This is a genomic window from Aliikangiella marina (assembly GCF_007004765.1).
GTDB lineage: Bacteria > Pseudomonadota > Gammaproteobacteria > Enterobacterales > Kangiellaceae > Aliikangiella > Aliikangiella marina.
In genome coordinates this window covers 553,891-575,708 of the sequence record NZ_VIKR01000003.1, presented here as the reverse complement: position 1 = coordinate 575,708, position 21,818 = coordinate 553,891, and the positions used below count along the sequence as shown (strand labels likewise).

Annotated in this window: 15 protein-coding genes; 10 read left to right on the top strand and 5 right to left on the bottom strand. The window is 42.2% G+C overall.

The features are described from left to right. Positions 1-6: 6 nt before the first annotated feature. Entirely contained in the window at positions 7-1,218 is a 1,212-nt protein-coding gene (locus tag FLL45_RS14435) for a hypothetical protein (RefSeq protein ID WP_142942760.1), read from the bottom strand. A 129-nt stretch (positions 1,219-1,347) separates the two neighbouring features. Between FLL45_RS14435 and FLL45_RS14430 the strand changes: the two genes are divergently transcribed. From FLL45_RS14430 to FLL45_RS14400, 7 genes are all read left to right on the top strand, one after another. Further along, positions 1,348-1,968, top strand: a complete 621-nt coding sequence (locus FLL45_RS14430) for a TetR/AcrR family transcriptional regulator (RefSeq protein ID WP_142942759.1) — start codon at positions 1,348-1,350, stop codon at positions 1,966-1,968. A gap of 188 nt (positions 1,969-2,156) precedes the next feature. Further along, entirely contained in the window at positions 2,157-3,329 is a 1,173-nt protein-coding gene (locus FLL45_RS14425) for a lipid A deacylase LpxR family protein (protein ID WP_185964473.1), read from the top strand. 177 nt (positions 3,330-3,506) lie between these two features. Further along, entirely contained in the window at positions 3,507-5,717 is a 2,211-nt protein-coding gene (locus tag FLL45_RS14420) for a S9 family peptidase (protein WP_142942757.1), read from the top strand. Between the two features lie 321 nt (positions 5,718-6,038). Beyond that, the gene (locus tag FLL45_RS14415) at positions 6,039-10,598 is read left to right on the top strand and encodes a carboxypeptidase regulatory-like domain-containing protein (protein ID WP_142942756.1); all 4,560 of its coding nucleotides are present in this window, start codon (positions 6,039-6,041) and stop codon (positions 10,596-10,598) included. A gap of 94 nt (positions 10,599-10,692) precedes the next feature. Continuing rightward, complete coding sequence (locus FLL45_RS14410; protein WP_142942755.1) at positions 10,693-11,274, top strand: outer membrane beta-barrel protein; 582 nt, start codon at positions 10,693-10,695, stop codon at positions 11,272-11,274. Positions 11,275-11,451: 177 nt separating this feature from the next. Beyond that, positions 11,452-11,796, top strand: coding sequence for a hypothetical protein (locus FLL45_RS14405; RefSeq protein ID WP_142942754.1), 345 nt, complete (start codon positions 11,452-11,454; stop codon positions 11,794-11,796). 83 nt (positions 11,797-11,879) lie between these two features. Then, positions 11,880-12,773: a dienelactone hydrolase family protein gene (locus tag FLL45_RS14400; RefSeq protein WP_142942753.1), complete on the top strand. Its 894-nt coding sequence runs from the start codon at positions 11,880-11,882 to the stop codon at positions 12,771-12,773. Between the two features lie 11 nt (positions 12,774-12,784). On the opposite strand, the gene FLL45_RS14395 is transcribed toward FLL45_RS14400, so the two are convergent. Together FLL45_RS14395 and FLL45_RS14390 are read right to left on the bottom strand one after the other, a co-directional pair. Further along, on the bottom strand, positions 12,785-13,651 hold the full coding sequence (locus FLL45_RS14395) for a substrate-binding periplasmic protein (RefSeq protein ID WP_142942752.1): 867 nt from the start codon (positions 13,649-13,651) through the stop codon (positions 12,785-12,787). Between the two features lie 120 nt (positions 13,652-13,771). After that, positions 13,772-15,880, bottom strand: coding sequence for a TonB-dependent receptor (locus tag FLL45_RS14390; protein ID WP_142942751.1), 2,109 nt, complete (start codon positions 15,878-15,880; stop codon positions 13,772-13,774). A gap of 303 nt (positions 15,881-16,183) precedes the next feature. Here FLL45_RS14390 and FLL45_RS14385 point away from each other — a divergent pair, with 303 nt between their 5' ends. From FLL45_RS14385 to amyS, 3 genes are all read left to right on the top strand, one after another. Then, positions 16,184-17,062, top strand: coding sequence for a DMT family transporter (locus FLL45_RS14385; protein ID WP_142942750.1), 879 nt, complete (start codon positions 16,184-16,186; stop codon positions 17,060-17,062). A gap of 269 nt (positions 17,063-17,331) precedes the next feature. Continuing rightward, complete coding sequence (locus tag FLL45_RS14380; RefSeq protein WP_142942749.1) at positions 17,332-18,465, top strand: phosphoribosylaminoimidazolesuccinocarboxamide synthase; 1,134 nt, start codon at positions 17,332-17,334, stop codon at positions 18,463-18,465. 374 nt (positions 18,466-18,839) lie between these two features. Beyond that, entirely contained in the window at positions 18,840-20,723 is a 1,884-nt protein-coding gene (amyS, locus tag FLL45_RS14375) for an alpha-amylase (RefSeq protein ID WP_142942748.1), read from the top strand. A 50-nt stretch (positions 20,724-20,773) separates the two neighbouring features. Here amyS and FLL45_RS14370 read toward each other — a convergent pair whose 3' ends face one another. Together FLL45_RS14370 and FLL45_RS14365 are read right to left on the bottom strand one after the other, a co-directional pair. Further along, on the bottom strand, positions 20,774-21,187 hold the full coding sequence (locus FLL45_RS14370; protein ID WP_142942747.1) for a helix-turn-helix domain-containing protein: 414 nt from the start codon (positions 21,185-21,187) through the stop codon (positions 20,774-20,776). A gap of 106 nt (positions 21,188-21,293) precedes the next feature. After that, on the bottom strand, positions 21,294-21,641 hold the full coding sequence (locus FLL45_RS14365) for a VOC family protein (RefSeq protein WP_142942746.1): 348 nt from the start codon (positions 21,639-21,641) through the stop codon (positions 21,294-21,296). Between the last annotated feature and the right edge of the window lie 177 nt (positions 21,642-21,818).

The following is a 21,818-nucleotide window of genomic DNA, read 5'->3' as shown; positions in this document are numbered from 1 at the left end:
TGGTTGTTATCTTTCTAAAATTTTAAATGGGGCTTTAGGTTGTTTTTCTTGCCAACCGATAGCGTAAGCTGTGATTGCCGATATTTCGCTATCACTAAGATTTTTACTCTGGTGGTTCATAATATCAGTCAAGGCATAATTTTTAGCGCCGGATATGCTATATAAATCATCGGCACCAAAAAGATGTAATATTTCATGGGCCTGAACATAGTGAAGTTTGTCCCAGCGGTTACGTTCTACTTTCTCCATCAGCATGACATACTCATCGTTACAACGAGAGATATACTCAACCTTTTCTTTTCCATTTTTGAAAAACGTTCGTTGATGGGTATATCCACAACGCCTGGCAAATGAGCGTTTCTCAAAATTACTATGAAAAATAATAACCCCTTGGTCCGCGTTAGCTTTTTCCATTTCTCGATTGATAAACTCGCCAACATCTTTCGCACCAAGGTGATTCATTACTACGGTGACAAAGTTCTCAATCGTGTTCCAGTCGCTTTGAAACGATATCGATGACATCAACTTCAACTGTGGGTTCCGCTTCACCAAATATTGCTTGTTCACAAAGCTCACATCAGCGACCTTGTAATTCATCGCTTGAGCGATTTTCCAATCTTGGACTATCTCCATAACATCGTTGCTCCGCTGAATAAAGCGGTCGGTCCAGCGTGTCTTAACGCCATCATCAATAAAAATGTAGGCGACGAGGACTCTGCCTTCCAACGTTTTAGCGGGACCACTAAACCGAGTGGCAACATATTCTTGGTTAAGTTCTCGCTCGGTTTCACTGCGCGCTAATTGATGCTTGAGTCTTTTTAGCTCTCTATCCACTTGTTCGCTGAACTCAATCGCTTGAGATTTTTGTAAGCTAGCGATCGCATAATGAATATGCCATTTCGACTGGTGAATTGATGCCGCGAGCCTGTGAAGCTGAGTAATAGCCCTTTTCTCGGCCTGCGACAATTCGCCGATAAACGCGAGGTCTGCTATCGTTAAAGCATTTTCAATAGCGGCTAATTTTTGATTTGGATCGGATACATTGAACACCGCTTGATAGGCTTGTGCAAACTGCGGGTACTCTTGCAAGTTAATCGATGGATGTGGGGCAGAAAGCTGATGTTTTTTAGTCTCTTGCCCATCAAATGGCGCAGAGGCATAAAAAAACAGCAACAAGATAAGCCAGAAGAATAATTTAGATACTAAAGAACGTCCCATAGATTTACGATTGATGTCTATTTTTTAGAAAGCAACGCCATCTTACCAGAATTTCTATATAAAACATAAAGTTAGCCAGTCGTTAAGTCATCATGCAAATGTCATAGTTTTTCCCTATGACATTATACCTTGACTTTCAAGACGACCGGTCATATATTTGTTCCCGTTATGGGAAGAATTGGTTACTGTAGAGAACATATCTTAGACGCGGGTCTCGAGGTCCTTACTCAAAAAGGATACAACGGCACCGGTGTTAAAGAGATCGTGGACGCAGCAGGCGTTCCCAAAGGATCTTTTTACAACCATTTTACCAGCAAAGAAGCTTTTGTCATCGAAGCGGTCGAGCGAGTGGCTCTCGATAATTTAAAAATGGCAGAAAGCATTTTAACCGACTCTTCACAGCCTGCAAAGGATCGCCTTTTAGCGTTCTTCAGTGGGGGCTGTGATCAAATGAGTAAAGATGAATTTCACGGTGGCTGCCTAATTGGTAATCTCTGTTTAGAAATGGCCGATGAAAACGAAGCGATTCGTGAAACCACGTCTAATATCATGTGCAAGCAAATCGGCTTAATAAAACACTGCTTGCAAGATGCGAAGCAAAAGGGCGAGTTAAGAGAATCTCTCGTTCCTGATGATCTAGCAGAATTTATCTACTATGCCTGGGAGGGCGCTATTATGCGCGCGAAGGGAAGTAGAGACTGTAGACCGTTCAATGTCTTCACTGCCCAGCTGCAAGGGTTCTTTAAGTAGTCCAGCCTCAGCAGCACCCCGTTAATCTAATTGATTGTTTTTATAGACAAAAAATATTTTAGCGACTCAGTGTAACAAAACTTAAGACGACCGGTCATTTATTTAAGAGTTTAAGACGACTGGTCATATTTTATTTATTCAAAACAACCATGATTTGCAAAATTAGGGAACTATTAGGAATTAGAGCAATGCAAAACTTGAAACAACAATTGCTAACAACATTAATCACGTTGACGCTTGGTGCTCCCCTCGCCTTAGCCTCAACACCACAAGAGAAAACCGAGTACGACTCAATCAGCAATTACCATAGTGGCCAAGCGATTGTGGGTACAATCAATGCTGAAAAGAATCCCCATCGCGGTTGGATTTGGGAAACTGAAGACGAACCCTACGATACTGGCTGGGCACTTTATGTTGACAATGATCTGTTTGCTTTACGGGACAGTGACAAAGACTACACTGGCGGAATATCTTTGACTTTGGCTGGCAAGCGAGCAACTGAATACGCCTTCTCTCTAGATCCCGCATTAAACTGGGTAGATAAAATCAGTGGTTTTTCAAGTTTCCATGACAATGGCGATCGCCAGTTACACAGTTTAGAAGTTGGTTTTACGGTTTTCACGCCAGAAGTCATCACCGAGGAAGCTGCACAGCTGGATGATCGTCCTTATGCAAGCCTTTTATTTTTGTCCAACACCCAAGAGTCGATCGATTTCGAAAACGATGCTGCTTATATTTCCTCATTCTCTGTGGGTATTTTAGGTTCCAAAATTATCAGTGAATTACAGACTCAACTCCACAAAACATTGGGTAGCGATGAGCCTGTGGGTTGGGAAAACCAGATTAGCGATGGCGGCGAATTAACGGCTCGCTATAGTGTTGCCAAACAATCCTTACTGCACTTCGATTATCAAGGCGATTATAACCTTGAGATCAGCACGACTAGTCAAGCGAGCATAGGGTACATCACTGCTGCCAGTTGGGGGCTGGCCGCTAGGATTGGTGAGTTTGATACGCCATGGTATAGCTTTAGACCCCAATTTAACGATTACTCGGAAAAGTCAGCCAGTCTTGCAGGATTAAACCGTCAGGTTGAAGAGTTTTATTTTTGGGGTGGATTTAATATTCACGCAAGAGCTTACAATGCGTTTTTGCAAGGCCAATTTAAAGATAGCAACCATACTTTTGATGCCAGTGATATGCGTATCTTAGTCGCAGATGCTTGGGTCGGTGTAACCAAGCAGTTTCAAACAGGTTGGAGATTAAGCTACTTGCTACGCGGTCAATCATCAGAGGTTAAGCAGGGCAACGCCGATAGGAGTGTTGTTTGGGGAGGATTGATGATTAGCAAAGGTTGGTAATCGGCTTTGAAAGGATGCACTAACATTTATTGCAATAAAACGATTTTCAATCACGCGCAAAGCACTTTCTAACTTAGCTTACATTGTCTTACACCAACACCTTGAGGGATAACACCAATCTAGTTACACTCAACAGCTCTTTTAAGAACCTGATAACTAGAACCTCAAGGTACCTTCATGATTCGACTATTTGCTTGTCTGGTAATTATTACCATCACTTTCACTATACCAGTATCAGCTAAAAAACTAACCATAGAGCGACTCTTTGCTTCGCCTTCACTATCTGGCCCTTCGGTGCGGGGGCTTAAAATTTCTCCCGATGGCACTCGAGTCACTTTTTTAAAAGGCAAAGAATCGGATCATGAAAGATTAGATCTTTGGGAATACCATATTGCCTCTGGCGAGACGCGTTTACTTTTTGATTCTGACGACTTACATTCGGGTAACGAGGCACTATCTGATGAGGAAAAAGCCCGCCGTGAACGTATGCGTTTAAGTGGTTCTGGTATTGTCAGTTATCAATGGTCGAAGGACGGTACGGCTTTATTATTTCCCTTAGCTGGAGATGTCTACTACTACAAAGTTGGTGACAAAAAAGCCCGCAAAGTTGTTAGTACACCTGAGTTCGAAACTGACGTTAAATTTTCGCCAAAGGCTAATTATATCTCTTATATCCGAGAACAAAACCTCTATGTACTAGACCTTCAGTCTGGAAAAGAGACAGCAATCACCCAAGACGGCGGCGGCCCGATTAAATATGGTATGGCAGAATTCGTTGCTCAAGAAGAGATGAAAAGAATGACGGGCTACTGGTGGTCAGGTGACGAATCTAAAATAGCTTTTACCAAAGTTGATGAATCTCCTGTAGAAGAAGTGACTCGTTCAGAAATTTATGCTGACGATATAAAAATGATCAAGCAGCGCTACCCATTTGCTGGCAAAAATAATGTTGTGATCGAGCTCGCGGTAATTGAATTGGATAGCAACAAAGTAACTTGGGTTGACTTAGGTAAAAATAACGATATTTATTTGCCAAGAGTTAAATGGACCAATGACAGCAACCAGCTTTCTTTTCAGTGGCAAAGCCGCGATCAGAAAACTCTGCGCCTTAATATTTTTGACACTAAAACAAAAAAACAAAAGCGATTAATTGAAGAAACCAGTAATACTTGGATTAATTTGCATGACGACCTTTATTTTTTAACTAATGATAATTTTATCTGGACGTCAGAAAGAGATAACTTTAAACACATCTATCTTTTTGATAAAACAGGCAAGCAACTAAAGCAGTTGACTCGAGGCGATTGGGTCGTTGATAAAGTCGAAAATATCGACCAGAAGAGAGGGCTAGTTTATTTTACTGGTCGAAAAGATACGCCATTAGAAAGACACTTATATTCTGTTTCCATTAATACTGGCGATATCAAAAAAATCACAAGCCGAAGTGGTTTCCATACCATCACATTTGCCGGTGATAGCCAAACCTACATTAATAATTTTTCCTCAATTAATACGCCACCTCAAGTCAGTTTACATAAGAGTACGGGAGAGCGACTGGCATGGCTCTCTGAAAATAAAGTTGATGACAATCATCCTCTCGCAGACTATAAAAACGATTTGATAACGCCTGAGTTTGGCACTTTCACCACTGACGATAATACTAAATTGTATTATCGCCTTTACAAGCCAAGCAATTTTGACGACTCCAAAAAGTATCCCGTTTTTATCTACCTTTATGGTGGACCTATTGCGCAAACAGTCACTAATCGCTGGGGAAATTTATATTTAACTTATATGGCGCAACAAGGATATGTAGTGTTTACAGTTGATAATCGGGGATCAAATTATCGCGGCAAAGCTTTTGAAGATCCGCTTTATCGGGCAATGGGGAAAATTGAGGTAAAGGATCAAGTAGCTGGTGTTAAATTTCTCAGGACTTTTCCTTGGGTCGATAAAGAAAAGATTGGCGTTCACGGTCATAGCTATGGCGGTTATATGACGCTGATGGCGATGTTTCAAGCGCCAGAATATTTTAAAGCGGGGGTTTCAGGCGCGCCGGTCACGGACTGGGCACTTTACGACACGCACTACACAGAGCGCTACATGGGAACGCCTCAAGAGGATCCTCAAGCTTACGAAGAATCGAGCGTGTTTCCTTACGCCACTAATTTGGTTGGACCACTTTTAATTTATCATGGCATGGCTGACGATAATGTTTTATTTAAAAACAGCACCAAACTCTACAAAGTTTTGCAAGACAACAATATTCAGTTCATGACAATGGATTATCCCGGCAAAAAACATAGTATTCGAGGCAAAAAAACCCGAATGCATCGTGCCACGATGATACGCAATTTCTTTGACCTCCATTTTGGTATTAAGCGCTAGTTCATTTTAGCCATTTTACACACACGTTATAAAAAAGCATCTTGACTAAGATGCTTTTTTTGTGCGCGTTTCATAATTAAAAATACTTTAGATACGTAATTGAACGTTATAAAAACTCTTAACGCGATATCGAGCCTCTTTAATTATTCTTTTTTGAGATTAAATCAAAAAGTGTAATTGTTACGCCCTTTTCTTAGTGAATTTTACCGCTTTCTTACTGTAAATATTTGTTACTCTCAATCACAGTCTGACAGAAATGTAGTTAAACATCGGTAGTCGTCAGACAGATAAACAACAAACTAAAAAAAGGACGATTAGACAATGCGAAAAATTACCACGCTCGGGGTACTCGCTCTCAGCAGTATCTCATTGCTAGTTAATGCCGCAGAAGATCCGAAAATAAAAAAAACTATAACGACTTCAGCGCCAGTAAAGTTATCAAAACCTTTACGTGAACTAGCTAAACCTTTACCGACTCTCGATCCAGCAAGAAAATTCAAGTTATCCGCATCAGGCGATAATGTGCCTGGGTTTAAAGGCGATCGAGAAATTCCCAATAGATTTCCTGAAAAAGATCGAGACTACTCGTTACCGGAGGGTTTCGTTGACAAGTCAGCTCAAACTAGCATGCCAGTTCGCAAAAAAAGTGCAGAACTATTAATGCCGGAAATTGGTGTTAACTTCAATGGTTTGCCAAATGTAACTGGCTCTGTACCACCGGATACCAACGGTGATGTTGGCCCAAATCACTATGTGCAAACGGTCAACGTTGCCTTAGGAATTTGGGATAAAGAAGGCAACGTTTTAGTTGCACCGACAGCAATCAATGCTCTATGGGACGGCTTTGGTGGACTTTGTGAAACAAACAACAACGGTGACCCAATCGTTCTTTATGATAGCGCCGCTGACCGCTGGTTAATCAGCCAGTTCGCTTTCGAAAGTGGTTTTAACAATAACCGTCAGTGTATCGCGATTTCACAAACCGGTGATCCAACGGGTGCTTACTACCTCTATGATTTCCTGTATGCCGATACTATTTTTAACGACTACCCTAAGTTTGGTGTCTGGACTGATGGTTACTACATGGGTGTTAACCAGTTTGACCCTAACTTCGCCGGCGGTGGTGTTGTTGCATACGAAAGAGATGCAATGCTTGTTGGTGCTGAAGCACGTCAAATCAAGTTTGACATGAGTGCTGAAGGCTCGGCAGTATTTACGCCAATGCCTCTTGATATCGATGGTTTGATTCCGCCACCAGCGGGCGCAAAACAATACTTTATCTGGGCTGATCTTGTATCGACCGATAACTTACAAGTTTGGGAATTTGATGCTAACTGGTCCGATCCAGGCGCTTCAACTTTTGAACGAGTTTTATCTATCCCAGTAACTCCTTACGGCAGTGCTCCTAATGTTACTCAACCTAATGGCAACCAATTGGATTCTATCAGCATTCGCTCGATGTTCAGAGCGGCTTATCGAAATCTAGATGGTCAAGGTAAAATTGTTTTCAATCACAATATTGCTGCGCCCACAGGACAAGGCGAAACAGCAATGCGCTGGTACGAAATCGATGTTGATCAGCTTGCAGGCACAGCAACTATTGCTCAAGAAGGTACTTTCGCGCCTGACACTCATTCGCGATGGATGGGCTCTGGCGCTATGGACGTGAATGGTAACTTAGCGTTTGGTTACAGTATCGCGAGCCCAGACTTAGCGCCTGGTATTCGTGCTGCAACTCGATTAGCAACTGATGCTGCGAACACTTTAACTGAAGAGATTGTGCTTCAAGCGGGTGAAGGGTCACAGGCGGGTGCTACTCGCTGGGGTGATTACTCAAGTATGAGCATTGACCCGACTGATGACTGTACATTCTGGTTCTCTACTGAATACTACGAATCAGCAAATGACGGGTCGACAGCTTGGTCAACCAAAATTACGAGCTTCAAGCTTCCATCTTGTGTTGCCGGTCCTCGAGGCGAAATTGCAGGTACCGTTACTGATGCAGATTCTGGAGAAGTAATTCCTTTTGCAAGAGTTTCAGCCGGTCTTATCTCAACACGTGCTGACTTAGATGGTAACTATATCCTTACCTTGCCGGTTGGTGATTACGATCTTACAGCATCAAAATACGGCTGGGTTGAATCCACTCCTGCAAGCGTTACGGTTAATGAAGACGAGACCACAGATTCCAATATCACTTTAACTGGTGCTACACCTGTTATTGTCAGTGGTACTGTTTCTGATGCGAACCGAACCGACGCACCGCTCTATGCAAAAATAACGGTTAGCGTTCCTGATGATACGTTCACTACTTTCAGTAACCCAGAAACTGGTGAGTATTCAATTTCATTGTTCGAAGGGACAACTGTTGGATTTTCTGCAGCTGAAGTTGGCGTAGGCGGCTACATGACATCGTCGCAAGATGTGTTACCAGTTAACGAAACCCAACAGCGCCTGCAAGGTGGTGTTGATTTCGCACTTGATGCAAATGCTAACTGTACTGCACCGGGATATGATTTTGTTCTTCCGTCTTTCTTAGAAGCGTTTGACGTATTCCCAGCCACTGGTTGGTCAGTTGTTGATGATCAAGGTTCTGGCGCAGTTTGGGGCTCTTATCTTGCTTCAGGTCGCAACCTTCCAGGAATAGATGGTGATGCAGCATTTATTGATTCTGATGCGGCAGGTTTAGTTGATATCGATACTTCACTGGTTTCTCCACGCATCAATGTTGCCGATATCTCTACAACGACACTTCAATTTGACGCTTTCTTCAGAACATTCACTGGCGCAGACTCGCTTGATGTTGACATCAACGTTGACGGTGCAGGTTGGGTTAATGTAGGCACTGTTGCGGCAAACAACACACTTGAAGCCTATGCGATTGATTTATCAGCTCAACTTTCTGGTGCAACCAGTTTCGAAGTACGTTTCCGTTACTACGATGCAAACTTCGAATGGTATGCGTTAGTCGACAATGTTCGCTTTGGCGATTTATCTTGTGCTCCGCTAATCGCGGGTAACTTAAGAAGTGGTTATGTTATCGATACAAACACAGGTGAACCATTAGTAGGCGCCGAAGTTGATGTTGATGACAGACTGGCTGCAATGTCTTTTGCAACTCCTGAAGATGATGCGGTTAACGACGGTTTATTCCAAGTATTCGTACCTGCTGATGCAACAGCGATTACTGTAGAAGAAGATAACTATGAAACTGCAACACCAGCTGAAGGTGATATCACGCTTGCTACTCCAGTTAGCTTGAATGCAGGTCAACTTGAGTCTGATTCTGAAACTGTTGAAGTAACACAAACTGCTGGTCGAACTGCGACTGATAGTATAACAATCACTAACTCAGGTAGTGCAGCGGCTAGTTTCAACTCATACTTCATAAAAGGTGATGCGACTGCTGCTGCGCAAATCAACGGTCCATTCCATCCATCTTCTCGCCATTTTGGTCCGAAGAATATGAATGACCGCGATACTCGCAAGATCCGTTATCAATCAGAAGTTAATGTTGATCCATTAGCGCCTGGCGATATAGTTGGATTCTTCCCAACCAATATCACCTATGGTTGGGGTATTTCGACTAACCGTGCTACTGGTGAATTCTATGTCGGTGATCTTGAAGCTGCGGGTGCACCAGCAAACGTTATCTGGCGCTACGAAGCTGATGGAACGCTTACCTCAGACTTTATTCCGGTCGCTTTAGACGGTAGCTTCTTTGCAGACAGCGCATTTAACCAGCGTACTGGTAAGTTATGGCAGGTTGATGTTGGCGATGACGATTGTATCCATGAGTATGATGTTGATGCGCTAGCAGCGACAGGTAACAAAATCTGTCCAGCATTTGGCGCTTCACAGCGTGGATTGGCATACGATCCAGTTACCGATACATTCTACTCTGGTTCATGGGTTGACAGTATCATCCATCAGTTTACAGCAGACGGAACGATTCTTCGTTCAGTAAATGTTGGCCTTTCAATTGCGGGCTTAGCTTACAATGCAGAAACTCAACACTTGTTCATCAGTGTAAACGGTGAGTCTGTTGCCGGCGCATTCGATGTGGTGGTAGTTGATGCGGCTTCTCCAAGTTTCGTTAAAGTTGGCGGCTATGATGTGCGTCTTGATGTTGACGGCGACGGTGTTGCTGATGATGTTGTCCAAGACTTCGGTCAAGCAGGTCTTGATATAGACTGTAACGGCAACTTGTGGATGGTCGAACAGCAACAACAGTTTGTTATCGGCTTTGAGTCTGGTGAGACCGGCGCTTGCGAGTGGAACAATGTTCCATGGTTGACAGCGTCTGTCGCGGCCGGCGATCTGTCAGTTGGTGCAACGAGCGATGTTGATCTAACAATGGATTCAACAGGCCTTAATGAAGGCACTTACACTGCTTCAATCGTTTATGGTAACGACACACCTTATGGTGCTGTTTCGGTTCCAGTCTCTATGACTTTAACCGCTCCGCAATATGGTACTTCGCAAATCAGCGTAACCGGTATCACTGTTGATGAAGAAGACACAGCAACCATCACGCTCGAGAGAACTGGTGGTGACGACTATGAAGTTAGTGTCGACTTTACGACAATCGATGGTACAGCCGTTGCTGGCACCGACTACACTGCAGCCTCTGGCACAGTTACTTGGGGAGACTTAGATAGCGCGACTAAGACTATCACCGTAAGCACCAATGCTTTAGATGTGAACAAGTCTTTCACAGTGGTGATTTCGAACCCTCAAGGTGGTGTCACACTAGGTGCAAAAACTGCAGCAAGTGTCACTATCATGGATAAGCCGAAAGGTAGTGGTTCAATTGGTATTCCTGTACTCCTTCTATTTGCTCTAGCAGGCTTCGCAAGAAGACGTTCGCTTAACAAATAATAACGAGTATTCACAAGGCAGTTATCTGCCTTGTGAAATGATTTTAACTGACAAGAGTTCGCTCTTTGTTTAAATCAAAAAAGGATAATTACCAATGAAAAGTAAAATGTGTATCGCTCTTGCGGCCACACTTTTATCGTTAAACGCGGCAGCAGAAACGCCGACATTTAACTATGTCAAAGTGGGCTTTACAGAGCAAGATCCAGAATATATCGGCGTCGAGCAAAGTGGCTTTGAAGTTGCTGGTGCTTATGACCTCGATAAAGAGTACTACATTGCAGGTAAGTATATTTCTACGAGCGATGATAACTTAGATTCAGTTCGTGGCACGATTGGTGTTGGTTATAAGATGGACCTCACCGATGATACTTTAATGTTCTTCCAAATTGATTATGCAGCCATTGAGTTTGACCAAACCAATGCAGGTACGTTTGACGAGTCCGGGTTTCAAGTCGGGCTTGGTTTTAGAAGCTATGTATCTGACTCGTTTGAAGTGAATGGTGTAATCAACTATTTGGATGCCGGAAAAGTAGATGATACGTTTGGAGACTTCAACCAAACATTCATCCAACTCGGTGGCGAATATTATATGAACGACGAGTTTTCGATCTATGCTGATTATGAGTATGACTCGGATGCCAGTCGATATGCTGTCGGTGTAAAATACTCTTTTTAACAGCGATATCTCAATGTTAAATTGAGATCGAAAAAAGGTCAGCGAGTTATTGACAAGCTGGCCTTTTTTTATGGCTAGTTGTAACTCCAAGTTGAAATTATTAACCTTTAAGTTAACCTTGAAAAACGACTTTGATCGTTATCTATTATTATACGTTGAAAAAAACAGGACTTTGGCATGAGTAAACCGACAATTAAACGGCTAGTGTCGTTCTTGATACCGTTGTTTTTATTAACAGGCTGTCCAGAAGACGATGATGCTAAGCAATCAAAAAGCGCTGACAACTCTAAAGTGGAAACTACTGTGGACAATAAAGACAACATACCGAAAACCGAACCGCAAGTAAGCAGTTCTCGAACAGGACAGTCTGGAGCCTTATCTGAATCTGCTGGCGGTGCAGAAGAGCTTAAAAAAGATGAGTTATATGAAGTTCCAAATCGCTTCCCTGAAAAAGAGCTGTTGAAAGAACAAGAAAAAAAGCAGCAGGACGAGAAAAAAGAAAAAGAAGAGCCCCCCCGGTAACAATCGCTTTAGCGGATTGAGTTTCGCTCTATTTTTTCGCTTCACTCGTATAACTATCAATCATGAACAAGAGGAAAATAACAATGCAAAAAGAAACTCGACCAATACCTCAGGAAGCATTTGATTGGTATGATGAATATGCCCACGGCTTAATCGATAGACGCACTTTTTTAAGCCGCCTCTCGTCATTATCAGCCGTTGGTATATCGATGGCTGCAATTACTCCAGCCTTAATGCCTAACTACGCTAAAGCCGAGCAAGTCTCTTTTAACGACCAATCGATACTCGCCACTTTTGAAACATTTTCATCGCCCGAAGGACATGGTGAAGGCCGAGGTTATTTGGTGAAACCGAGAGAGTTACAAGAAACGGCTCCTGTTGTTCTAGTGATTCATGAAAACCGAGGGTTGAACCCCTATATTAAAGACGTCGCTAGAAGACTCGCAAAAGCCGGTTTCGTCGCTTTTGCGCCTGACGCACTATATCCGCTTGGCGGCTATCCTGGCAACGATGACATGGGGCGTAAAATGCAACGCTCAATGGACCGTGTCAAAATCGAAAACGATTTCATCGCCGCGGCAAAATTCCTCAAAAAGCATTCACTCAGCAATGGTAAATTGGGCGCAGTCGGGTTCTGTTTTGGCGGATACATCGTGAATATGTTAGCGGCAACTATTCCCCAGTACCTTGATGCAGGGGTGCCTTTTTACGGGACACCTGCGGCTAAGTCGATCCGTAAAAATATCAAAGCGCCTTTGATGATTCAGCTCGGAGAACTTGACAAGCGAGTCAACGCAACCTGGCCAGAATATGAGAAAGATCTCAAAGCGAACAATGTGGATTACATCATGCACATGTACGAAAAAGCAAATCACGGGTTTCACAATGACTCTACAGGTCGTTATGATAAAGAATCTGCCGAGCTGGCATGGAAAAGAACAATGAATTTTTTTGAGAAACACCTTACTAAAAGTTAACAGTTTGCTGTTTAGTCAACTGATATCCAAAACTTCTTGTTGTTTATCGGTGTTTCAGGAGGAAGCACCGGATTGTTTAGTCTAAAAATCTTGCGGTTCTCAATATTAGCTTTGGCTAAAATTTCCGAACTGCCAGGATGGCTGAGAAATAACTTTTCAAAGCTGCCATCTTCGATCGCAATATTTAATCCTTTTTCAATTCTTTCAGAAAGCGCGGTGTTTTCTTGATTTACAAAAAAGTACATTGGTGCTGGATATTGCAGCATAATCGTTTCTTCGACAATTAAGTTTTTATCTTGATGGCGTTTTACTTCACCCCAAGGCTCACTGATTCCCCTTGGAACAAAATCGACTCGGCGCCGCTGTAGCATCGGAAAAATCGAATCATAGTCAGTAATACCAACAACATCAAAGCCGTTTGCTCTGAGTATTTTTGTATCTGGCCAATCGCTTCCTTGGCCAGCAACTAACAACTTGAGTTCATCGAGCGAATTGATACTCGCAAATTTTTGTCTATCCTCTTCTCTGATCAAAAAAATCCGATAACCGAAAAGTCCTTTTAACAAGGGAACTCTGATGGGCAAAAGCTTTTTCTCTCGCGCGAGACTTGTCATCGTCCAATAAACATCAACTTTATTTCCTTTGGCTAATTCTTGGATTGCTCGGCTTTGAACCATATGAAATGCCAATGGTTTTAAAGTGAAGTCACCATCAATATTACGCGTTTTTTCCAGAGCCAAAGTTAATAAATCGACAAAATAAGCGTGTGAATCCGAAGCCAAGTTTTCCGGAGGAACGTAATTAATCGACAATTCCTTGCTATTAACAACCATACTGAATGTTGTCAAAAGGCCCAAAAGAAGCACTAGTTTTCGCACTTAAACACCATCAAAAACACATTAAAATCTAACCTTAGTTTAGGCTATTATCGAACATTAAGCTTTGGTTAAGTTCTAACAATACGTTAAGTACATGAAATTAAAAAGCAAATTAACGAGTTAATGGATATAGGAAAAGTTAATCCCGAACTCTCGTCCGGTCGCTAACGTGTTAAGATCATCGGCCGAATTAAAATAACGTTCATTAAACAGGTTATCGACGAATAATGCTATCTCCCAGTTTTGTGAAACCTGAGTACCGAACTTCAAGGCGACAATTTGTGCTGACTCGAGAGGCAATTCGCCATCACCAAAATTGCTTTTCGACTGTCGAATAATATAACTCGTATTAAAAAACCAATTATCTTTATTAAGATTTATTGCAAGTCGATGCCGCTCTGGCGGTATATCAGACAAGCTATTACCCAGCTCATCTTCTCCAGTTGTTTTTTGACCGTTTAATGAAAAACTCAGTTCGTCAGTGGCTTGATAATCAATATTGTACTGCCAACCAGAAATATCCCCGTTGGTGCGATTTTCAAACGTTCTTGTATCATCATCTAGCGAGACTCTTTCAATGAAATTATCAACCTCTGTCTCGTAAAAATGTGTTGTAAAGCGCCAATTGTTATACGAATAATTGAAACCTAAATCAAAAGAAGACGATTCCTCTGGAAGTAAGTTAGGGTTACCAAAAATTTGTCCACGCCCGGTTGTTCCATTAAAAAGCCTTTCTGACAAACTCGCAAACCGAAAGCCCGTTCCATAACTTAAGCTCACATCAAGTTCACCGATTGACTTAGTTAAAGATGCAAAATAAGTAATAAAGTCATCGGAAACTGTTGCAGTATCATCACTTTTTTGAGTTTGATAGTTTAAACGCAAGCCTGCACTAAAAGACCAACTATCGATTTGTCGATTAGCCGTCGCAAACAGAGCAGCCTCATCTTCTTGGCCCTTATTTAAGGCAATAAAATTTGCAACCGTTGGGTTCGACAAACTGGTTTCTTCTTCGAAGCTATTTACATCTCGGCGTGCAAAATAATCAAGTCCGAATATCCCTTCAAAATCATTCACTAGCCAAGGTTGTTCGAACGCAAAGCCAACATCTAAAGAATCAGTAGTCACCTCGTTCACTCGGCTCAGCGGTCTGATATCTTGAGTAATGAGTTCCTGCTCATGAAAATAGAGACGGGCTTGCCAGTCTCCGTCTCCCGAGAGTGTAAACTGCGAGAGGATATGTTCTTCGTTTGGGTAAGACGTTATTCTCGAGTCAGGGAAACGCAAGTTATCTTTCCCTAAGTCATCCCCTTTTGAGTAAATCAGCTGCCAGTCTAACTTTAACTGGTTAAAACTGGCATGCCGTAAATAATTAAATGACACTTGACTAAAGTTATTGTTCTTTTCTTCGCCACTAATGGTTTCACCATTATCTCTTTCACGTATTGCGAGACCTGTCGTATAGTCGCTATCACCCACTCCAAAAGCGAACAAACGTTCATTACCATCAGACTTTAGACTCCCATTAAACCAACGGCTTTCATCTTGCCTGGTGACTAAGTGAATAGTACCGCCTATCGCTCCACTCCCATAATAGGTAGAGGCGGGTCCTTGAGTAACTTCAGCTCCCGACAATAAGCTTGCGTCGATAAAAGAAGCCGCGACACCAGCACGGCGCTCCGAGGTAATCCGCATACCGTTGACATATACTTGAACTCTTTGCCGAGCAAGTCCTCTGATACTCAGTGTTTGGAAAAGCCCTGGTTGCCCATTGACATTCAGTCCAGCTTCGTTTGCGAGCAGTTCAGTAACTGATATGGGCGAGCCGATTGAGTCACTTACTGCGACGAAGTCATTGATAAACGCCTTATCTTTATCATGGCGAGACCCGGTTACCACCAACACAGGCGCATCGGCGAAACTGACGAAATCACTGCTCACCGACTCTAATTCACTCGACGAATCATCGCTGTCACCGGCGGTAATGGTGCGAGGTTCCTCAGGGAGAATTTTATCTTCTGTAGAACGATTAGCCGTCATGGGGTCGTTCGCAATCCCTTCCGCAAAAGAGTGAGCAATACCCGTGTTGATGACAAACGGAGATTGAGTCTCAGATGATTCAAATTCCGATGATTGAATATCTTGAGTCGAATCATTCCTTGTTTGACTATTCACAGAAGCAATATAAGTGAGCATTACCGCTAATGCTCCCCCTGTCCACCGAATCATTTTCACACTTTTTTGTCTAGCTGAAATCGTGGCCTGTCGTTTCGAAAACTTCAAAAATGGTTACCTAACTTTTTAATCTCAATTGATATCTTTTGCGACCCGCTAAATTACCTTAACTGCACGAGCCTGCAAACCATAATTGGCTTTAGTTGTGAATATTTACGTAAGTCTAGATTCTATCTAACTCGATTGAGTTATGCTCTCTAACGGCGAGCAAATTTTATCTTTCTGGGCTTTTAGTTTGTAAAAATTTATTGTCCGCCCTAGTATTACCTCCTCAATTAAAACAACGCTAAAAAAACAATGCTATTTTCAGGTGAAATTGCCGCTTTAACGACTGCTTTTTGTTGGGCTTTAGCCACAGTTTACTTTCGCCAGTTAGGTCACGCTTTTTCACCATTAACATTAAACTTATGGAAAGGTATTCTTTCCATTGTGTGTTTGAGTTTTGTTCTAATAGGGTTTTCACCATCGCTGCCTGAACTCAAATACGTGTATTGGTTGCTCATTAGTGGTGTAATTGGAATAGGTATTGGAGATACTGCTTTTTTCGCCGCTTTAAATCGGCTCGGGGAACGAAACACCTTATTAGTCGCTGAAACACTCGCCCCTATCTTTACTGCGTTGCTCGCAATAATTTGGATCAACGAGTGGTTGACGCCAATTCAGTGGCTGGCAATCGCTGTGGTATTGCTGGGCGTTGATATCGTTTTGCGATGCAAGAAAAGCCGTTCTCCTTCGCAACCAATAAGCCTAACGGGATTGAGTTTGGCCGCTATCGCGGCTTTATGCCAAGCCAGTGGCGCAGTCATCGGCAGATTCGTGCTAACTCGCAGTGATATTGACCCTGCGACGGCGAGTTTAATTCGCCTGATTGGCGGAATAGCTGTCGTTATTTTTGTATTACTGGTGACGCGTAAATCATGGTTACCCAAAAAGCCAGCTGACGCTAATGTGTGGCGATTGCTGGTTTTAGCAACCTTTATTGGCACTTTCCTCGCCCTAATATTGCAGATGTACGCTTTCTCACAAACTCAAGCAGCAATTGTTCAATCGTTATTTGCGACCTGTATTATCTTTTCTCTGCTTATCGCTAAGCTTCAGGGACAACCAGTTACTCCAAAGGCGGTAATCGGCAGTTTTATCGCAATAGCAGGCGTTTCGCTGATCTTCATCTACTAGTTTCTGATTAACGAATTCTTGCTTATTTCAATTAGATTTTCTGTAGTGGGTGTTAAGAAGGGATTCTGGTGGCGACTTACACTGATTACGGTATAATCGCGCGATAAACCATTCGCCACTAATGCTGGCACTGAGCAATCAGCAGCAGCCTGGTGTACTCAAAATTGAGCGCCATGACCGGACAAATAGTGAAAAGCGAGGAAGTGGTGTTTAAATCTAAACTCGATTGAAGTTTAGTAGTTTTAGAGAGAGCATGAGGACAATCAAATATGGGTCACTCCAACAACCCAGATGTAAATAATACGCTAGCAAATAAAGTATTGGCGGTGAACGACGATTTACCTATCCGAACCGATAAGCCTGTGCACAGTGGCAAGGTTCGCTCAGTTTATTGGTTAACTGAGGCCGACAGTAAACGCTTGATTAGCGAAAAAGGCTATGATGTCCCCGCCGATTCACCGTTAGCGATCATGGTCATCAGTGATCGAATTTCTGCTTTTGACTGTATTTGGCGTGGCGAAGGCGGTATGAATGGCGTTCCTGGCAAAGGCGCAGCGCTTAACGCTGTTTCTAATCATTGGTTCAAGTTGTTCAAAGAAAAAGGCTTGGCCGATAGTCATATTCTCGATATTCCCCACCCTTTTGTCTGGATTGTCCAAAAAGCCAAACCAGTCAAAATTGAAGCGATTGCGCGTCAATACATTACAGGCTCGATGTGGAGAGCTTACGCGAATGGTGAAAGAGAGTTTTGTGGGATTAAGATAGCCGATGGTTTAAGTAAAGACCAAAAGTTACCGGAACTCCTGATCACCCCGTCAACAAAAGGTATTTTAACCGGAATTCCTGGTGTGCCTGAGCAAGACGATGCGAATATTACTCGACAAAACATTGAAGACAATTTTGCCGATTTTAATTTTAAATCGGTGGATGATATCAATTTGTATGAAAAACTTTTAAAAGACGGTTTCAAAGTCATTAGCGACCAGCTTGAGAAAATTGATCAAATATTCGTTGATACCAAATTTGAGTTTGGCTATGTAACCGATCGTTCAGGTCAAGAAAAACTCATCTATATGGATGAAGTGGGCACGCCTGACTCTTCTCGTATTTGGGACGGACCTTCACAACGAGCCGGAAGAATTGTTGAGAAGTCAAAAGAAGCGTTTAGACAACAACTGCTTAATCATTTTCCTGATCCCGATATTTTATTGAATAAAGATCGAATGCAAGAAAGAACTGCTCTGGCAACAGATAATGTTTTACCTGTTGAGCTGCTCATGGAAGTATCGAGAACTTATATCGATATCGCGGAAAAAATTACCGGTGAAAAAATTCAACTCTCAGAAAATCCCAAAACAGAAATCGTGAGTATTTTGCGGGATAATTATGGTCTGATCGATTGAGTGCGACTCGATAATCCGCGCAACTAAAAAAGGTACTTTTCAAGTGCCTTTTTTTATTTTTTATCTCTTTAATCTATATACAAAAAAGTAATTTGCATCTCACAAAGAAAACTTAACAGCCTCAAATAATCAGCTTATTTTTTTGCATACGTATTCATGTCACAAAACTGCAACTTCTCGCTTTGCATACGATTTCATTGTGCTAGTTTGATTCGACTTCTGCAGCGGAACAACGGGAATTTCATTGTATTAACGATTCGAGCATTGGATGATTTTAATCGCTAAAACACTGAAAAAAACTAACCAATATTTCTCAGATTGATCGCTATTTTTTAGCTTACGTTTTACTGAGACGAATTTTTGAAGGAACGATAATGATTCAATCAAAATCTCATCTAGTCAGTGTCGTAAGAAGTACTCGAAACTTGAGTGCTTTTGTTTTTTTATTGCTGTTTGTAACTATTTTTTCAGGTCACAAAGCCAATGCAAACAACGGTGTAATGATGCAATACTTTCATTGGTATTTGCCGGCTGATGGTAGTTTATGGAATGAAGTATCTAACAATGCCGAAGCACTTTCAAATGCAGGAATTACTGCACTTTGGTTACCGCCAGCATACAAAGGAAACTCGGGAAGCGCCGATGTCGGGTATGGTGTTTACGATATGTATGACCTCGGAGAATTTAACCAAAAAGGTTCTATTCGAACAAAGTATGGGACAAAGTCACAATATCTCAATGCAATTAACACAGCGCATAATAACGGTATTCAAATTTATGGTGACGTTGTTTTCAACCATCGTGGCGGAGCTGATGCAACAGAATCAGTGACTGCCGTCAGAGTTGCCAGAAACAACCGTGACTATGAATTTGGCGGTGATTTGCAAATTGATGCATGGACCCAGTTTGATTTCACGGCTCGTGGCAATACTTACTCTGATTTTAAGTGGCGCTGGTTTCATTTTGATGGCGTCGACTGGGCACAAAATTTACAAGAAAGTAATATTTTCAAATTTCGCGGTGCTGGTAAAGGCTGGGATTGGGAAGTCGATACTGAGAATGTTAATTATGATTATTTAATGTTCGCTGATGTCGATATGGATCACCCTGAAGTCGTTCAAGAACTCAAAGATTGGGGAGAGTGGTATATCAATTTTACTCAAGTCGATGGGTTTAGAATTGACGCGATAAAGCACATTCGCTATGACTTTTTTAATGAGTGGCTTGATCACCTGCGCGTCAATACTGGCAAATCACTTTTTACTGTCGGTGAGTTTTGGAGTTATGACACTAGCAGGCTTCATAACTACATCAGTAAAACAGAAGGACGCATGTCATTGTTCGATGCGCCGCTTCATTTAAATTTTCATCAGGCATCAACTGCTGGTGGAAGTTATGATATGCGTAACATTTGGAATAATACCTTGATGAAAGATCAACCGGGGCTTGCTGTGACGCTAGTTGACAATCATGACACGCAACCTTGCCAAGCATTAGAATCCCCCGTGCAAGACTGGTTCAAGCCACTTGCCTACGCATTCATTTTGTTAAGAGAACAAGGCTATCCTAATGTTTTTCACGCTGACTATTACGGTGCAAGCTACACAACATCAGACAATAACTGTAATAACACCACCATCAATTTAGCCTCTCATAAGGTCGCTATCGATCAATTGCTCGCCGCGCGAAAAAATTACGCTTACGGACCACAAATTGATTATTTGGATCATTGGGATGTTATTGGTTGGACCCGCTTAGGTGATGCTACCCATCCTCAAGCAATGGCAGTCATTATGAGTGACGGATCCGGGGGGAGTAAATGGATGAATGTCGATCGAGCTAATAAAACTTTCATCGATATCACCGGTAATCGCAGCGATACTGTAACCAGTAATCAGGATGGTTGGGCTAACTTTCCTGTCAATGGTGGCTCTTATTCTGTTTGGGTTGAGCAAACCGGTTCGACTGACCAAAATGTGTCCGTTCAATTCAGCTGTGAGAATGGCTACACCTATTGGGGGCAAAATGTCTATGTGGTAGGGAACCATTCGTTGCTCGGTAGTTGGGACGCGAACTCCGCCATCAAGCTTGATGCCAAGAACTACCCAACTTGGTCAAAAGCTATTAACCTCCCTAAAAATACGTCGATCGAGTGGAAATGTATCAAAAAAGCAGGGAGTAGCGTCGAATGGCAAAACGGCGCCAATAACCAATATACCACTTCCAGCAACAATGGCTCTACCTCGGGGTCGTTTTAGCTGAGAAACATCCGATACGTGATTCCCGTATCGGATGTCCTTTGATTCAATTACCATGCATTTTTAGAATCACCATAGCGTAGCAACCAACCAGTCGTGTAAGCAGACAGAAACAATGTTGGTGTAATAAACAAATGGGGATCAAAGATCCAACTCATCAATGCTAGGAATAGCATTATCAGCTCCAGTACTAATACTGGCTTCTTGGATTTAATACCTATGAAGTTCACTCGAAACCACCATGGTTGCTTTTTCCAAGCTGCAGAATCTTTATCAATCACTACAATCTCCTCTGTTAATCGTTCAATATCGACATTAAAAACAGAGGCAAGACATTTAAGCGTTTCTAAACTGGCTTTTTGACCACTTTCGACTCGCTGAATTGTTCTAACATTGAGCCCACTCATGGTTGCAAGCTGCTCTTGCGACCAGTTGTTTTGTTTGCGCAGTTTTTTAACTATCATTTCTTAATTACCTTGAATCTGTTTGCGGAGATTCTCTCAAAAAATGCTGCCTGACTAACACGAAAGCCTCCCGACAATCACCCGACAGCGACCTAATAATTATACTTTATTGTTTAAATTCAGTTAGTTGAAGCAACTCTCCAGAAGGCCCCCACAAATAAATAACCTTACCCCATCGCTCTTGTTTTATCGGCTGGTAACGGATATCAAAGCCTTCGAGTTGGATAATTTTTTGCCAAGCCTCATCGATATCGATAACCGAAATTTGGAGAACTAAATTCTCAGCAAGCGCTTGGTTATAAAACCTTTGCAAGAAAAAATAACAGTCACCGTTATCGAATAAACTCAAGGCTTCACTCACATATTCCATGTTAAATCCGAGAGACTGATAAAATGCCTGGGATTGAGGGTAGTCTTTTGCAGGAATAAATACCCGAATATCGTCAATTCTCATTGAATTCTCCTATATTTATCCGGTCGCTGTCTTTTAACGGAATAGACAAAATTTTGTACTCAGGATACTACCTTTAGGTGAATTTCGTCTAATGACTTAATAACTGATATTCGATAAAATACGCCGCAGCGACATATCCTTACACTACCCAAAGCTCGACAATCGAGAAATTTAGTA

What these genes read in the sequence shown, in the direction of transcription:
- FLL45_RS14410 (WP_142942755.1), top strand. Translation starts at nt 10,693, where the DNA reads ATGAAAAGTAAAATGTGTATCGCTCTTGCGGCCACACTTTTATCGTTA.
- amyS (WP_142942748.1), top strand. Translation starts at nt 18,840, where the DNA reads ATGATTCAATCAAAATCTCATCTAGTCAGTGTCGTAAGAAGTACTCGA.
- FLL45_RS14405 (WP_142942754.1), top strand. Translation starts at nt 11,452, where the DNA reads ATGAGTAAACCGACAATTAAACGGCTAGTGTCGTTCTTGATACCGTTG.
- FLL45_RS14380 (WP_142942749.1), top strand. Translation starts at nt 17,332, where the DNA reads ATGGGTCACTCCAACAACCCAGATGTAAATAATACGCTAGCAAATAAA.
- FLL45_RS14370 (WP_142942747.1), bottom strand. Translation starts at nt 21,187, where the DNA reads ATGATAGTTAAAAAACTGCGCAAACAAAACAACTGGTCGCAAGAGCAG.
- FLL45_RS14400 (WP_142942753.1), top strand. Translation starts at nt 11,880, where the DNA reads ATGCAAAAAGAAACTCGACCAATACCTCAGGAAGCATTTGATTGGTAT.
- FLL45_RS14385 (WP_142942750.1), top strand. Translation starts at nt 16,184, where the DNA reads ATGCTATTTTCAGGTGAAATTGCCGCTTTAACGACTGCTTTTTGTTGG.
- FLL45_RS14425 (WP_185964473.1), top strand. Translation starts at nt 2,157, where the DNA reads ATGCAAAACTTGAAACAACAATTGCTAACAACATTAATCACGTTGACG.
- FLL45_RS14390 (WP_142942751.1), bottom strand. Translation starts at nt 15,880, where the DNA reads ATGATTCGGTGGACAGGGGGAGCATTAGCGGTAATGCTCACTTATATT.
- FLL45_RS14435 (WP_142942760.1), bottom strand. Translation starts at nt 1,218, where the DNA reads ATGGGACGTTCTTTAGTATCTAAATTATTCTTCTGGCTTATCTTGTTG.
- FLL45_RS14420 (WP_142942757.1), top strand. Translation starts at nt 3,507, where the DNA reads ATGATTCGACTATTTGCTTGTCTGGTAATTATTACCATCACTTTCACT.
- FLL45_RS14365 (WP_142942746.1), bottom strand. Translation starts at nt 21,641, where the DNA reads ATGAGAATTGACGATATTCGGGTATTTATTCCTGCAAAAGACTACCCT.
- FLL45_RS14415 (WP_142942756.1), top strand. Translation starts at nt 6,039, where the DNA reads ATGCGAAAAATTACCACGCTCGGGGTACTCGCTCTCAGCAGTATCTCA.